At 65.6% G+C, this 14,024-nt stretch carries 11 protein-coding genes; 5 read left to right on the top strand and 6 right to left on the bottom strand.

Annotated elements, in window-relative coordinates; genetic code table 11:
• Positions 1–2: 2 nt before the first annotated feature.
• A complete protein-coding gene (locus Q1U94_RS02585) occupies positions 3–815 on the bottom strand; it encodes a sulfurtransferase (protein ID WP_300541639.1) in 813 nt (270 codons plus the stop codon).
• The gene (locus tag Q1U94_RS02580; protein WP_300541637.1) at positions 812–1,816 is read right to left on the bottom strand and encodes a cysteine synthase A; all 1,005 of its coding nucleotides are present in this window, start codon (positions 1,814–1,816) and stop codon (positions 812–814) included. Before Q1U94_RS02580 ends, Q1U94_RS02585 begins: the two co-directional genes overlap by 4 nt.
• A gap of 104 nt (positions 1,817–1,920) precedes the next feature.
• Between Q1U94_RS02580 and Q1U94_RS02575 the strand changes: the two genes are divergently transcribed.
• Entirely contained in the window at positions 1,921–2,529 is a 609-nt protein-coding gene (locus Q1U94_RS02575; RefSeq protein ID WP_300541635.1) for a DUF6134 family protein, read from the top strand.
• 164 nt (positions 2,530–2,693) lie between these two features.
• Here Q1U94_RS02575 and Q1U94_RS02570 read toward each other — a convergent pair whose 3' ends face one another.
• On the bottom strand, positions 2,694–4,157 hold the full coding sequence (locus Q1U94_RS02570) for a deoxyribodipyrimidine photo-lyase (RefSeq protein WP_300541633.1): 1,464 nt from the start codon (positions 4,155–4,157) through the stop codon (positions 2,694–2,696).
• A gap of 121 nt (positions 4,158–4,278) precedes the next feature.
• Here Q1U94_RS02570 and kdsA point away from each other — a divergent pair, with 121 nt between their 5' ends.
• Positions 4,279–5,127, top strand: a complete 849-nt coding sequence (gene kdsA / locus Q1U94_RS02565) for a 3-deoxy-8-phosphooctulonate synthase (protein WP_300541631.1) — start codon at positions 4,279–4,281, stop codon at positions 5,125–5,127.
• A 20-nt stretch (positions 5,128–5,147) separates the two neighbouring features.
• Here the strand turns inward: kdsA and Q1U94_RS02560 are convergent, their stop codons facing one another.
• Positions 5,148–6,353 carry a DUF3089 domain-containing protein gene (locus Q1U94_RS02560; RefSeq protein ID WP_300541629.1) on the bottom strand — a complete coding sequence of 402 codons (1,206 nt, stop codon included), beginning with the start codon at positions 6,351–6,353 and terminating at the stop codon, positions 5,148–5,150.
• 140 nt (positions 6,354–6,493) lie between these two features.
• On the opposite strand from Q1U94_RS02560, the gene Q1U94_RS02555 reads away from it, so the two are divergent.
• On the top strand, positions 6,494–7,156 hold the full coding sequence (locus tag Q1U94_RS02555) for a DUF502 domain-containing protein (protein ID WP_300541627.1): 663 nt from the start codon (positions 6,494–6,496) through the stop codon (positions 7,154–7,156).
• Here Q1U94_RS02555 and recG read toward each other — a convergent pair.
• Entirely contained in the window at positions 7,143–9,227 is a 2,085-nt protein-coding gene (gene recG, locus Q1U94_RS02550) for an ATP-dependent DNA helicase RecG (protein ID WP_300541625.1), read from the bottom strand. The genes Q1U94_RS02555 and recG overlap by 14 nt on opposite strands.
• 179 nt (positions 9,228–9,406) lie before the next feature.
• On the opposite strand from recG, the gene Q1U94_RS02545 reads away from it, so the two are divergent.
• Entirely contained in the window at positions 9,407–9,700 is a 294-nt protein-coding gene (locus Q1U94_RS02545; protein ID WP_300541623.1) for a succinate dehydrogenase assembly factor 2, read from the top strand.
• Between the two features lie 17 nt (positions 9,701–9,717).
• A complete protein-coding gene (gene mfd / locus Q1U94_RS02540) occupies positions 9,718–13,224 on the top strand; it encodes a transcription-repair coupling factor (protein ID WP_300541621.1) in 3,507 nt (1,168 codons plus the stop codon).
• A 6-nt stretch (positions 13,225–13,230) separates the two neighbouring features.
• On the opposite strand, the gene Q1U94_RS02535 is transcribed toward mfd, so the two are convergent.
• Positions 13,231–13,929, bottom strand: coding sequence for a helix-turn-helix transcriptional regulator (locus tag Q1U94_RS02535; protein ID WP_300541619.1), 699 nt, complete (start codon positions 13,927–13,929; stop codon positions 13,231–13,233).
• Positions 13,930–14,024: the final 95 nt, after the last annotated feature.

Here is a 14,024-nt window from a genome sequence, read left to right as displayed (position 1 = left end):
TCTCAATCCGTCTCTATCGGCGTGTCGGTGCGGCTGCCCCACTCGGCCCAGGATCCGTCATAGACGGCGGCCGTGCGGCCCTGGCGCTCCAGGGCCAAGGCAAGCATGCAGGCGGTCACACCCGAACCGCAAGTGGTGATGACGGGCCTGTCGGCAGACAGGCCAGCCTGTTCGAACGTGCCGGCGTTGCAATCGAGACAGGCCTGCGCGTCGAGCAGGGCGGTAAAGGGCAGGTTCAGTGCCCCGGGCATATGGCCCGAACGCATGCCGGGCCGCGGCTCGGCGCTGTGGCCGGAATACCGGGCGGCCGGGCGGGCGTCGAGGATCTGGTGCGAGCCGGTCTCGATCGCCTTCATCACGCCGGCCCGGTGCATCACCCGGTCGGGTTGGAAGCGGGCGGTGAAATTCCCCTCGGCCCATGTGCTCGCAGGCATTTTTTCCACGGGCCCGCCTTCCGCGATCCAGCGCGGCAGGCCGCCATCGAGCACGCGCACCCGGTCATGCCCCATCGTGCGGAGCATCCACCAGACCCGCGGGGCCGAGAAGAGACCGATCCGGTCGTAGACCACGATCTCGTCATCGTCCGACAGGCCCAGCGCACGGGCATGGCGTTCGAACATGTCCGGTGGCGGCAGCATGTGGGGCAGGGCGGATGACGTGTCCTTCACCGTGTCGATATCGATCGGACGGGCGTCGGGAATATAGCCCTCCACGCGCGGAGCCGGGCCGCCCTCGAACGTCCAGGTCGCGTCCAGAAAGACCGCTGCGCCAAGCCGTTCACGGGCCTGGACAACCGGGATGACGGGATCGCTCATCGTTCCATCCAGGCCGGGTAGGGCAGGCCCTTTTCCTTGAGGAATTCAGGATTGAAGAGTTTGGACTGATAGCGCTGGCCGTGATCGCAGAGTACGGTCACGATGGTGTGGCCCGGTCCCATCTCCTTCGCCATGCGGATGGCGCCGGCGATATTGACCCCGGACGAGCCGCCCAGGCACAGGCCTTCCTCGGTGACGAGATCGAAGATGATCGGCAGGGCTTCCTCGTCGGAAATGCGATAGGCCCTGTCCACCTTGATGCCCTCGATATTGGCCGTCACACGGCTCTGGCCGATACCTTCGGTGATCGAGGTGCCCTCGGCCTTCAACTCACCATGTGCAAAAAAGCCGTAGAGTGCCGCGCCGCCCGGATCGGCGAGGCCGATCTGCACATCCTCGCGCCTGGCCTTGAGCGCGTTGGAGACGCCGCCCAGCGTACCGCCCGAACCGACCGCGCATATGAAGCCGTCCACCCGGCCCCCGGTCTGGTCCCAGATTTCCTGCGCGGTCGTGGCGGCATGGAAGTCGCGATTGGCGACATTGTCGAACTGATTGGCCCAGATTGCCCCGTTGGGTTCGCTCCGGTTCATCTCGTCGGCCAGCGTGCCGGAATAGCGGGCATAGTGATTGGGATTGGCGTAGGGGACCGCATCCACCTCGATCAGTTCGGCACCGAGAAGCCGGATCGCATCGGCCTTTTCCCGCGACTGGGTGCGCGGGAAGACGATCACGACCCGGTACCCCAGGGCGCGCCCGACCATGGCCAGGCCGATCCCGGTATTGCCGGCCGTGCCTTCCACGATGGTGCCGCCGGGCTTCAGCGCGCCGGACTTCTCCGCTGCGCGGATGATACCCAGCGCGGCGCGGTCCTTGATCGAGCCGCCGGGGTTGAGGAATTCCGCCTTGCCCAGGATTTCGCAGCCGGTGGCGTCGGAGGCCTTGTTCAGGCGCAAAAGCGGGGTGTTGCCTATGAGGTCGATAACGGATTTGGCGGCGGACACGGCACACTCCCTGTTGCGTAACGGATAGGCGCCTATGTCGGCCAGCGTGGCGGAAATATCAATGCGGGGACATCCAATTGGCACTGCAATACGTACAAGAAGGCATGCTGATACGTACACTCGCCGTTGTCCTGCTATTGTTTCCGGCGCTCTGGGCCGGTGTCCCGGACGCCAAGGCCAATCCGGCGCGCGACATTGTCTTCGATGTCTATCGCAATGGCAGCGCGTTCGGGGAACATGCGGTGAGTTTCGACGAGGATGCGGATGGCACGCTGCGAGTGCGGACCGACATCGAATTGCGGGTCGGCCTGGGGCCGATCACGGTGTTTCACTATGAGCACGATGCCGTGGAGGTCTGGCGCGACGGCGAGCTGGTCTCTCTGTCGGCCCAGACGGTGAAGGATGGCGAACGCGAGCGCGTGGCCCTGTCCGGGGCCGAACTGCCCGAATTGCCACCGTCCAGCCATTGGCGGGGCTATGACCCGGAAGTCTCCACCATCCTCAACACAGAGACGGGAGAGCCCATGCCTGTGCGCGTTTCCGATCTCGGCCTCGAAACAATAGAAACCGCAGCCGGTCCCGTCGAAGCCCGCCGCATACGCATGGCGGGCACGCTGACCGTGGACCTCTGGTATGACCGTGACGGCCGCTGGGTCGGCTGCGAGTTCGAGGCCCGCGGCCAGACGATCCGCTACGTACTTCGCAACGTCTAGGGGCTGTGGCAAAGCGTGGCCCGATCACCCGGTGGACGGGTTGGGGCGACGGGCCGTGCGAACCTGGCGTCGCCGGGGTTGACCCTTTCCCACGTCTCGAGGCGAACGCTGTCGCCACGTCAGATGGCGGGCAGACGCCCGCATACCCGGGCCGGCCACGGAGCCTAGTCCGGCACCGTTTCCGCCTTCATCGTGCGATAGGCTTCCAGTGCCCGTTCGCGGCCGGTCTTGAGATCGGCCACCGGGCGCGGATAGCTCGTGCCAAGCTGGATTCCGGCCATCGCCAGTTCGCCGGCGGGCGCCGCCCACGGCGCATGGATATCGCGCGGGGCGAGGCCGTTGACCTCCGGCACCCAGCGCCGCACGTAGTGGCCTTCCGGGTCAAACTTCTTGCCCTGCGCCGCCGGATTGAAAATGCGGAAATAGGGCGCCGCGTCGGCGCCGGAACCGGCGACCCACTGCCAGCTGGCCGCATTCACCAGCGGGTCGGCATCGACCAGAGTATCCTCGAACCAGGCCATGCCCTCACGCCAGTGACAGCCGATATGCTTGACCAGGTAGGATGCAACGATCATGCGGACGCGATTGTGCATCCAGCCTGTCGCCCAGAGTTCGCGCATGGCGGCATCCACCATGGGCACGCCGGTACGGCCTGTTGTCCATGCGGCCAATGCCTCGGGGTCGTCACGCCAGGGAAAACGGTCGAAATCGCGGTTGAAATTGGTGTGGCGCAGGTCGCCGAAATGATGGCCGAGATAATAGGCGAAGTCGCGCCAGCCGATTTCGGCGAGAAACTTGTCTGCGTCCTGGAAGTGCCCGCCCCGTTCCGCGTGAAGCTGGACGCGGTGCCAGACCGTGCGCGCGGATATCTCGCCCCATCCCAGATGCGGGGACAGCCGCGACGTGCCGAACCGGTCTGGCCGGTCGCGATGGTTGCGATAATCGGACAGGCTGTCGGCCAGAAAGCGCTCGAGCCGCTTGTGTGCGCCGGCCTCGCCGGGCGCCCAGCGATCGGGAAAGCGGACGGCCCAGTCGGGATTGCGCGGCGTCAGGCACCAGTCGTCCAGCGTGTCGCCGGCCGTTTCCGGGCTGGCGGCAAGGCGGTCCGGTGCGGGCAGGGGTGTGCGCGGGTCCAGATCCTTCAGGGCCGCACGCCAGAAGGCGCTGAACACCTTGTAGGGCGTTCCGGATCCGTTCAGAAGGGCGGGCGGATCGATCAGCGTTGCGATCCGGAAGGCGCGGGCCCGTGCACCATTTGATTTCAGCATGTCGGCGATGCGCCGGTCGCGGGCATCCATCCAGGGCCAGTCGACCCGGTTCCAGAACACTTCGGCGATGCCGTGCCGGCGCACCAGTTCGGGGATCAGGCTTTCCGACCGCCCGCTCAGCAGGGTCAGGTGTCCGCCGCGCACGTCCAGCGCCTGCGACAGGGCGGCAAGGGAATGATGCAGCCACCAGTCCGCTGCCGCGCCGGGCGAGAGCTGAAATGCGGGATCCGCCTCGCGGATATAGACGCAGATCAGCGGACGGCCGCTCTGGACCGCGGCGTAGAGGGCAGGATTGTCCGCCAGACGCAGGTCGCGTCGGAACCAGACGAGTGCAGGCGCTGTGGCCGGGGGAGTTGCCATTGCTGTATTGTCGCTCGATAAGGGCCTTGTCCGACTACGCGGTCAGGCCGATATCGGATCACAACGCAACTGCGATCCCCGAAACCGGGGAGACGGGCGATAGCCCGAAGGAGACCGACACGTGAGCCAGCCCAATTCCGTCATTTCCATTCCGCGTCCCGGCCGCGATCCGATCGAGATCGGCAATGACCGCCGGCTGACCATCATTGCGGGGCCGTGCCAGCTGGAAAGCCGTGAGCACGGGCTGGAAGTCTCACAGCAATTGCGGGAGATTTCCGATCGCCTGAATGTCGGCCTGATTTACAAGACCTCCTACGACAAGGCGAACCGGACCTCGATCTCCTCGGCCCGCGGGCTGGGCCTGGAAGCTTCGCTGCCGGTCTTCGCGGAAATCCGGGAGACCTCCGGCCTGCCGGTGCTGACCGATGTACACACGGCGGAACAGGCGAAGATCGCTGCCGAGGCGGTGGATGTGATCCAGATCCCGGCTTTTCTTTGCCGCCAGACCGACCTTCTGGTCGCGGCGGCCCGGACCGGCAAGGCGATCAATGTCAAGAAGGGTCAGTTCCTGGCGCCCTGGGACATGAAGAATGTCATCGCCAAGATCACCGAGGCCGGCAATGCCAATGTCATGCCCTGCGAGCGGGGTGCCAGCTTCGGCTACAACACGCTGGTCTCCGACATGCGCTCCCTGCCGATCATGGCGAGTTTTGGTGCACCGGTCGTATTCGATGCGACGCACTCGGTGCAACAGCCCGGCGGGCAGGGCGCGACCTCCGGCGGCCAGCGCGAATTCGTGCCGACCCTGGCGCGCGCCGCGGTCGCCGTCGGCGTCGCTGCGGTGTTCATGGAAACCCATCCCGATCCGGACAACGCTCCCTCCGACGGCCCCAACATGGTGCCGCTCAGCGAATTCGAGGGCCTGGTCGCGCGCCTGCTGGAATTCGATGCCCTCGCAAAGGGACTCTAGACCTCTCGGCCCCGGCGCCTCTACCGGTATTCCCGCCGGTCCGGGATCGGCACCACGGGCGCTTCCTCCACCTCTTCCACACGGTCCAGGGGCGGCGCCCAGCGGCGTTCCTCCTGCAGGATCGTGGTCAGCGTGAAGGCGCGGCGGGCGGCATCCAGCCGCAAATCCTCGTAGAAGAGATTGAAGGGCGGAACGCGATATTCCTCCGCCAGACGGCGCGGCCGCCTGAGGTCGGCATAGTCGGGCCGTTCCACGAACAGGAGACCGTCTGCACATTGCGCCCCCGTCTGGCCGGGCACCGGTGCAGGCGTGGTGTCCGGCGGCAAGCCTTCCGCAGCCACACCCCCGCGATGCAGGCGGGCCGAGGCGTATTCGGTGGTGCGGGCAGACAGGATCGGGTTCACGCACAGAAGGCCGCGCCCGTCGACGAAGCCCAGCTCGCCCGCAGGCGTCCACGTCATCGACCGTTCGGTCATGATCCGGATGCGGCGTTCTTCGCTGGGTTGGACATAGGAATAGGCCACGACACAACGTACATCCTCGGCGGTCTCACAGGGGGGGATTTCAGCAAGGGCATGGCTGAACAGGTCCAGCGGCACAGGCGATTCGAGGATATAGGCGGCGATCATGCGCTCGCGCAGACCGGGATTGCCGGCCACCCGGTTGAGCAGCAGGCCCAGCACGTGAAATCCGCCCTGGCCCACGCCGGCGAGCATGATCGGCCGGTCATCGCCGGCGCGGAGCAGGAAGGCGTCGAACGCCCGTTCCACATCCTCATAGGCGAAGCGCCGCGCCAGGATGGAATCTTCGCGATTATTCATGAAGGTGTAGAGCGCGGCCTGGCGGTAGCGGGGGGCGAACAGCACACCGGAATTGGCTAAGGGCGCTGCATAATTGGGCAATACGGTGCGTACCACGGCCGCCACGGCGCTGGCCTTGTCCAGCTGGGCATTCCAGTTCGCCCCGCCGGTATAGGTGGTGGGATGGACAAAAAAGACCGCCGGCTCGTCCTCGTCGGTGAAATCGCCGCTGGCAAACCAGCCGCCGGTGCCGGCGTAATCGGCGCCCGGTGGCGGGGTGTAGGTCTGATACGGTTCGCCGGGATCCTGGAAGGTCTGGTAGATCTGGTCGCGCAACAGCCAGCTGGCCGCCGCAAGCAGCACGATCAGCGCGCCGATACCGGTCAGCACCATCCATCGGGCAATAGAAACGGGACTGGCCATCATCTGGGAAATCGCCTCCTGGAGGTACTGTCCATGGCGCGATTGCGCGCGATTGGCGGTCTCGCAACCATCACGTATTGTGGCCGCGCTGCGGGGGATTTTTCCCAAACGTGCACAGCACGTGATCTCTGAACGGGAGTGCCATGTTTCGCTGGCTTCGCAACTCTTTCCTGACCGGTATCGTGATCGCCACGCCGCTGGGCGTGACCTTCTACCTTATCGTGTCATTCGTCGGCTTCGTCGACAATGTGGTCAAGCCGCTCATCCCGGGACGCTACAATCCCGAGAACTATCTGCCGGGGGACTACACCATTCCCGGACTGGGTGTGCTGATCGCGGTGGTGCTGCTGACCGCGCTCGGCGCGCTGGCCGCGAACATCTTCGGACGCACCCTGATCGGCATCGGCGAGCGTATTGTCACCGGCGTGCCGCTGGTGCGCAATGTCTACGGCGCACTGAAGCAGATCGTCGAGACGGTCTTTTCCGGCAAGAGTAATTCTTTCCAGGAAGTCGTGCTGATCGAATACCCGATGAAGGGACTCTATGTCGTCGCCTTCGTGTCCGCCGGCGGAAACAGCGAGTTGCGCAAGCATATTTCCGAGGATGTGATCGGCCTGTTCGTGCCTACCACGCCGAATCCGACCTCCGGCTTTCTGCTCTACACGCCGCGCGCCAACACCATTCCCATCGACATGTCGGTGGAGGAGGCAGCCAAGCTGATCATCTCCTTTGGTATGGTCACGCCCGACAAGCTGCCCAAGGAAGTGCGCGACGGATTGCCGCCGGACGTGACTAACCCGACCTGAGCATGCGCACACCCTGGTCCTGTTCGAACAGGTAGAGCAGGACCCGCAGGGCATCCCCGTTCGGGCCGGTCAATTCGGGATCGCGATGCACGGCCAGCCGGGCCATGTCGTTTGCCCGGGCGATCAGATCGCCATGGGCTTCGAGGTCGGCGAGCCTGAATTCCGGCAATCCGCTTTGTCTCAGGCCCAGCGGATCGCCGGCTCCGCGCAGGCGCCAGTCTTCCTCGGCGATGAGGAAGCCGTCATCCGTCTCGCGCATGGTTTCCAGCCGGGCCCGCGCGGTTTCGCCCAGCGGTCCCTTGTACATCAACAGGCAGGACGAGGGCTTGTCGCCGCGGCCGACGCGGCCGCGCAACTGATGCAGTTGTGCCAGGCCGAAATTCTCGGCGTGCTCGATGATCATCACCGTGGCGTCCGGCGCATCGACGCCCACCTCGATCACGGTGGTGGCGACCAGAACATCCATCTCGCCTTTGCGGAAAGCCGTGGCGACGGCCTCCTTCTCGGCCGCTTTCATGCGACCGTGCAGAAGACCCACACGCCCGTCACCCAGCGTGGCGCGCAGATGCCGCCAGCGATCCTCGGCGGCGGAGAGTTCGGACTGGTCGCTTTCCTCCACCAGCGGGCAGACCCAGTAGACCCGGTCGCCGCGGGTAATAGCCCGGCGCACACCGTCCACCACCTCGTCGAGACGCTCCATGGAGATCAGCCGGGTTTCCGGCGGAATGCGCCCGGCCGGCTTTTCGTCCAGCCGCGAGACATCCAGATCGCCATAGACGGCCAGGGAGAGGGTGCGCGGAATGGGCGTGGCCGTCATCACCAGCGTGTCCGGCCTTTGGCCCTTGGCGGTCAGGCGCATGCGGTCGGAGACGCCAAAACGGTGCTGCTCGTCTATCACCACGAGGCCGAGATCGGCGAAATCGATTCCTTCCTGGAAGAGAGCATGCGTGCCGCAGACCACATCGACATCGCCGGAACGCATCCGCTGCAGCAGCGCTTCGCGCGTCTTGCCCTTGTCTCTGCCGGTAAGCGCAATGATCGAAAGGCCCGCCGGTTCCAGGAGTTGCGTCAATGTCTTGGCGTGCTGCCTCGCGAGAATTTCTGTGGGCGCCATGATGGCGGTCTGGGTGCCGGCTTCGGCGGCGCGCGCGGCGGCGAGGGCGGCGACGAATGTCTTGCCGGCCCCGACATCGCCGTGCAGCAGGCGGGTCATGCGCTCTCCCGATTCCATGTCCGCCCTGATGGCCTCGAAGGCGCGCGTCTGGGCGCCTGTGGGCGCAAAGGGAGCATGGCCAAGCACTTTCTCCACCAACCGGCCATCGCCCGCCAGCGCCCGGCCGCTCTGCGCCTTGCGGCGCGCGCGCACCAGCTGCAGCGCCAATTGCCGCGCCAGGACTTCGTCGAAGGCGAGGCGCGAGCGGGCCGGATGGTGTGGCCCCAGATCCCCGGCACTCTCAGGGGCATGCAGCATGCCCAGGGCCTGGCGGAAGGCGGGCCAGCCGCTTTCGGTGAGATACGCATCGTCCAGCCATTCGGGCAGGTCCGGGCAGATGGCCAGCGCCCCCCGGACGGCCTTGCGCATGGTCCTGGGCACGATGCCGGCCGTGAGCGGGTAGACCGGTTCCAGGAGCGCGGTCTCCTCGGCTTCCTCCTCGGTCATCACCAGGTCGGGATGCAGGATCTGGATTTCCGAGCCGTAACGATCGCAGCGGCCGGAAACGATACGGACCTCGCCAACCGGCAGCTGTCTTTTCAGATAGTCCGGACGTCCGTGGAAATAGACCAGATGGAGAAAGCCGGTCTCGTCGAACATGCGTACCTTGTAGGGCTGGCCCTGGCGCTGGCCGCGAATATGTTCCTCGACCTTCGCGCGCAGGGTGACGATCTCGCCTTCAGGCGCTTCGGCGATCGTGGTCTGGCGGGTGCGGTCGACAAGGCCGGTGGGTTTGTGAAACAGCACATCCTTCACCCGCGCTCCGGTCAGTTTGGCCAGCAGCGTAGCCAGCCGCGGGCCGATCCCGGGCAGGGTGGTGACATCCTGGAAGAGGGGGAAGAGAATTTCGGGGCGCATACCAGAGCGTGATCAGGTGAAGTGGAAACCGGCTCACCGGTTCGATCACGCGACCGCTAGAGAATCCAGGGCATGATCGCTTCTGCAGGAAACGATCATGCTTCACAGGCACTTTATCGGCAAGTTGCGCCGCTGCCGCCGGTCGACGTGAGCGACCGGGCGGACTATATGCGCCCATCATGACCGATCCCCACGACACTCAGCGCAAGAAGCTGCGCATCCGGGCCTGGCGCCGAGGCTTCAAGGAAGCCGATCTCATCCTCGGCCGTTTCTGCGACGATCATGTCGGCGCGATGACCGCGGACGAGCTGGACATGTTCGAGCGCCTGCTCGACCAGGCCGACCAGGACCTCTATGGCTGGATCATCGAACGCGCGCCGACGCCGGCGGAATTCGAGGGACCGGTGATGGATCGAATCAAGGCTTACCGGCCCCATGCCGACGCCGCCTATGGCGACGGCCCCAAGGCCTGACGACCGGCGGAACGGGAATGTCGGATTTCGAAATGATCGCAAGGGCCCAGGGTGCGGCCACCGTGTGCGGGGCACCGGAAGGACTGGACGCCCTGATTTTTGCCGGGGCGTCGCGCCAGCATGGCGGGCTCAATGTATTCGTTGCGCGCGATGACAGCCGGGCGGCCGCCTTCGTCTCGGCGCTGGAGTTCTTTGCGCCGGATATCGAGGTGCTGCGCCTGCCGGCCTGGGACTGCCAGCCCTATGACCGCATCTCGCCGTCCCCGCGTGTGGCTGCCCGGAGGGCGGCGACACTGGCGCGCCTGGCCTCGGGCGAATTCGGCCGGCCGGCCTTCCTGGTCACCACGGTCAATGCCATGGCCCAGCGCTGTTCGCCGCAGGCGGTTCTGGCCGGTGCCGGGATCGCGGTGAAGCCCGGCGCGAGTGTGGATGTGGAAGTGCTCAAACAGCATTTCGCCGTCAATGGCTATGCCCGCACCGCCACCGTGATGGAGCCGGGCGATTATGCCGTGCGTGGCGGTGTGGTGGATGTCTATCCGCCGGGCGCGCCGGAACCGGTGCGCCTTGACTTCTTCGGCGACACGCTGGAATCGATCCGCGCTTTCGATCCGGAAACTCAGCGTTCGACGCGCCAGATGGATGGTATCGCCTTCACGCCGGTCAGCGAAGTCCTGCTGGACGAAGCCAGCGTCTCGCGCTTCCGTTCGGGCTTTGTAAAGATATTCGGCGCGGTCAAGGACGATCCGGTATACGAACAGGTATCGGCCGGTGCGCGTCCGGCCGGCGTGGAGCACTGGCTGCCGCTCTTCTACGAAGACCTGGCCACGCCCTTCGACTATCTGCCCGGCGACGCGCTCATCTCCATCGACCATCTCGCCGAGGATGCGCTGGACGAGCGGCTGAAACAGGTCGCCGACTATTACCAGTCGCGCATGGCGGCGGGCGAGGCCAAGCATGACAGCGCGCTGTCGGCCCCGACCTATCGCGCCCTGAAGCCCGATGCTCTTTATTTCGGCGAGAACGACTGGACCGCCGCGCTCGAAGGCCGGGCAGTACGCCGCTATACCGCCTTTCGGGAGCCCGGCCCCCAGACGATCGATGCCGGGGGCAAGCAGGGGCGCACGTTCACCGCCGAACGGGCCGCACAGAACACCAACGTGTTCGACGCGGCCGCCGCGCATATCCGCGAACTCGGCCGGGCCGGAAAACGCATCGTGCTGGCCTCCTGGTCGCCGGGGGCTTCGGAACGTCTGGCCGGTGTGCTCGGCGAACACGGGATTTCCGGTATCCGTCCCTGCGAGAGCTGGGCCGAAGTCGACCGGCTGCCCGATATCGCCGTCGCCCGGGTGGTGCTGCCGCTCGAGCGCGGGTTCGAGACCGACATGCTGGCGGTCCTCTCCGAGCAGGACATTCTTGGCGACCGCCTCGCCCGGCCGCGCCGCCGCCGCAAATCTGCCGACATCATCGTCGAGGCGGGCTCACTGTCGCCGGGCGATCTGGTAATCCATGCCGATCACGGGCTGGGCCGTTTCATCGGCCTGAAAACCCTGCCGGTCCAGGAGGCGCCGCACGATTGCATCGAGCTGGAATATGCCGGTGAGGCGAAGCTCTACCTGCCAGTGGAGAATATCGAGCTTCTCTCGCGCTACGGGGCCGACGCGGAAAGCGCCCAGCTGGACAAGCTGGGCGGGGTCGCCTGGCAGGCGCGCAAAGCCAAGGCCAAGAAGCGGCTGCGCGACATGGCCGACCAGCTTATCAAGATTGCCGCGGAACGCATGGCCCGCAAGGCCGACCCGATCGAACCCGCCAGCGGGATTTTCGACGAGTTCTGCGCCGCCTTCCCCTATGCCGAGACCGACGATCAGCTCAACGCCATCGAGGATGTCTTCTCCGACCTGACAAAGGGCCGGCCGATGGACCGGCTGATCTGCGGCGATGTCGGCTTCGGCAAGACCGAAGTCGCCCTGCGTGCGGCCTTTGTGGTGGCCATGAGCGGACGTCAGGTGGCTGTCGTGGCACCGACGACCTTGCTGGCGCGTCAGCATTTCAAGACCTTCCAGGAGCGTTTCCGCAACTGGCCCGTCAAGGTGCGCCAGCTCTCGCGCCTGGTCTCTTCGAAGGAGGCCAAGGCCACGCGCGACGAACTCGCCGCCGGCAAGGCCGAGATCGTCGTCGGCACGCATGCGCTTTTGGCCAAGACGGTGAAATTCTCCGATCTCGGCCTGCTGATCGTCGACGAGGAACAGCATTTCGGCGTGAAGCACAAGGAACGCCTGAAGGAGCTGCGCACCGATGTGCACGTGCTCACCCTCACTGCGACGCCCATTCCGCGCACCCTGCAGCTGGCGCTGACGGGCATTCGCGATCTTTCCATCATCGCCACCCCGCCGGTCGACCGCCTAGCCGTGCGAACCTATGTGGCGCCCTTCGATCCGGTCTCGGTACGCGAGGCGCTGTTGCGCGAAAAATACCGGGGTGGCCAGGCCTTTTTCGTGGTGCCACGGATTTCCGATCTGGAGGAGGCGGTACAGTTCCTGCGCGAGAGCGTGCCGGAAGTCTCCCATGTTACCGCCCACGGACAGATGGCAGCCGGACAGCTGGAAGACATCATGACGGCCTTCTACGAGGGCCGCTACGACGTGCTCCTGTCCACCACGATCGTGGAATCCGGCATCGACATCCCCACCGCCAACACGCTTGTGGTGCACCGGGCCGACCGGTTCGGCCTGTCCCAGCTCTACCAGCTGCGCGGACGAGTGGGGCGGTCCAAGACCCGCGCCTATGCCTATCTCACCACACCGATGCGCCAGAAAATCACCGACGGGGCGGAGAAGCGGCTGAAAGTCATGCAGTCGCTGGACAGTCTGGGCGCCGGTTTCACCCTGGCCTCGCACGATCTTGATCTGCGCGGCGGCGGCAATCTCCTGGGCGAGGAACAGTCCGGCCATATCAAGGATGTCGGCGTGGAGCTCTACCAGTCCATGCTGGAAGAAGCGGTCGCCTCACTGCGCGGCGGGGGCAACGAGGCCGAAGACGGCGACTGGTCGCCGCAGATCAATGCCGGGGGTGCCGTGCTGATTCCGGACCATTATGTTCCGGATCTCGATGTGCGCCTGCAGCTCTACCGCCGTCTCTCATCGCTGGACACCAAGACCGACCGCGAGGCCTTCGCTGCCGAACTGATCGACCGTTTCGGCCCCTTGCCACAGGAAGTGGAAACCCTGATGCGCGTTGTCGCGGTGAAGTCGCTCTGCAAGCATGCCGGGGTGGAAAAGGTCGATGCCGGCCCGAAGGGCGCGGTAATCCATTTCCGCGGCGACAAATTCATCGACCCCGCCGGCCTCGTCGAACACATTTCGAGGAATCAGGCCCTGTTCAAGGTGCGGCCCGACCACAAGCTGGTCCTGCGCGCCGAATGGGATGCGCCGGAAGACCGTCTGCGCGCAATCGAGCGCGCGATGGCGCCGCTGGCAGATATCGCCAGCCGGGCGAAACAGGCCCAGGCCGAGGCGGCCCGGGCCTGATCCGGCCTAGCGCCAGCGGAAGCTGATGAAGAAACAGCCCAGGCTGCCCAGCAGGAAGACCAGGGCCGGGACAAGGAACCAGCGCAGCGGATTGGACAGCGTCACGACCTCGTTCTCATAGAGGTCGAAATACCGGCGTCCGTTTTCCACGTCCTCGTAATAGCCGCTGCCGCGATTGCGGTCGGTGACGACGTCGACCTGGTCGATCCGCTCGCGCAGGGCCCGGATCTCGTTATTACGGGGATCGTCGGCGGGCAGGGTGTGGCGGACCTGGTCGAACAGGCGCGGGCTCTCATCGGCGGCCAGCACGCCTTCGGAGCGGTAGTAGTAGAGCTGGCTGTCCCGCGACAGATCGATCCGCGAAACGCCCAGCGCGCCTCCGCCCAGCATCAGGAAGACGAGGCCGAGCAGCAGCCAGCCGCGGGTCAGGCGCAGGCGGTTGGCCTGGCCGGCAATCACTGCGGCACGCACCTCGCGGATTTCCCTCAGCCGGTCGAGCTCGGCAGCCGATACGCTTTCGCTGAGTTCCGCCGCATCGATGCCCAGCGCCTCGACCAGGCGATCGAAGACATCGTCGGAGGGATAGGAACGCCCGGTCTCCAGTTTGGACAGGTAGGATTGCTCGATATGCGCGCGGGCCGCAGCCTCGGGCTGGGTCCAGCCGCGGTCTTCCCGCTTCTGCCGCAAATAATCGCCGAATTTCATGATGATCCCCTGTTAGCGCCGCGGCACCTCCTGCCCGGCATTCGGGAAAGTCTTCTGAAGTCCTGCCGGAACTGACAGGAGAATATGCGGGACTA

Source organism: Maricaulis sp. (genome assembly GCF_030149515.1).
GTDB lineage: Bacteria > Pseudomonadota > Alphaproteobacteria > Caulobacterales > Maricaulaceae > Maricaulis.
Note: the sequence above shows the minus strand (reverse complement) of the source record. Positions and strands in the feature narration are given on the sequence as shown.

What these genes read in the sequence shown, in the direction of transcription:
- Q1U94_RS02535 (WP_300541619.1), bottom strand. Translation starts at nt 13,929, where the DNA reads ATGAAATTCGGCGATTATTTGCGGCAGAAGCGGGAAGACCGCGGCTGG.
- Q1U94_RS02585 (WP_300541639.1), bottom strand. Translation starts at nt 815, where the DNA reads ATGAGCGATCCCGTCATCCCGGTTGTCCAGGCCCGTGAACGGCTTGGC.
- recG (WP_300541625.1), bottom strand. Translation starts at nt 9,227, where the DNA reads ATGCGCCCCGAAATTCTCTTCCCCCTCTTCCAGGATGTCACCACCCTG.
- Q1U94_RS02560 (WP_300541629.1), bottom strand. Translation starts at nt 6,353, where the DNA reads ATGATGGCCAGTCCCGTTTCTATTGCCCGATGGATGGTGCTGACCGGT.
- Q1U94_RS02545 (WP_300541623.1), top strand. Translation starts at nt 9,407, where the DNA reads ATGACCGATCCCCACGACACTCAGCGCAAGAAGCTGCGCATCCGGGCC.
- Q1U94_RS02575 (WP_300541635.1), top strand. Translation starts at nt 1,921, where the DNA reads ATGCTGATACGTACACTCGCCGTTGTCCTGCTATTGTTTCCGGCGCTC.
- Q1U94_RS02555 (WP_300541627.1), top strand. Translation starts at nt 6,494, where the DNA reads ATGTTTCGCTGGCTTCGCAACTCTTTCCTGACCGGTATCGTGATCGCC.
- mfd (WP_300541621.1), top strand. Translation starts at nt 9,718, where the DNA reads ATGTCGGATTTCGAAATGATCGCAAGGGCCCAGGGTGCGGCCACCGTG.
- Q1U94_RS02570 (WP_300541633.1), bottom strand. Translation starts at nt 4,157, where the DNA reads ATGGCAACTCCCCCGGCCACAGCGCCTGCACTCGTCTGGTTCCGACGC.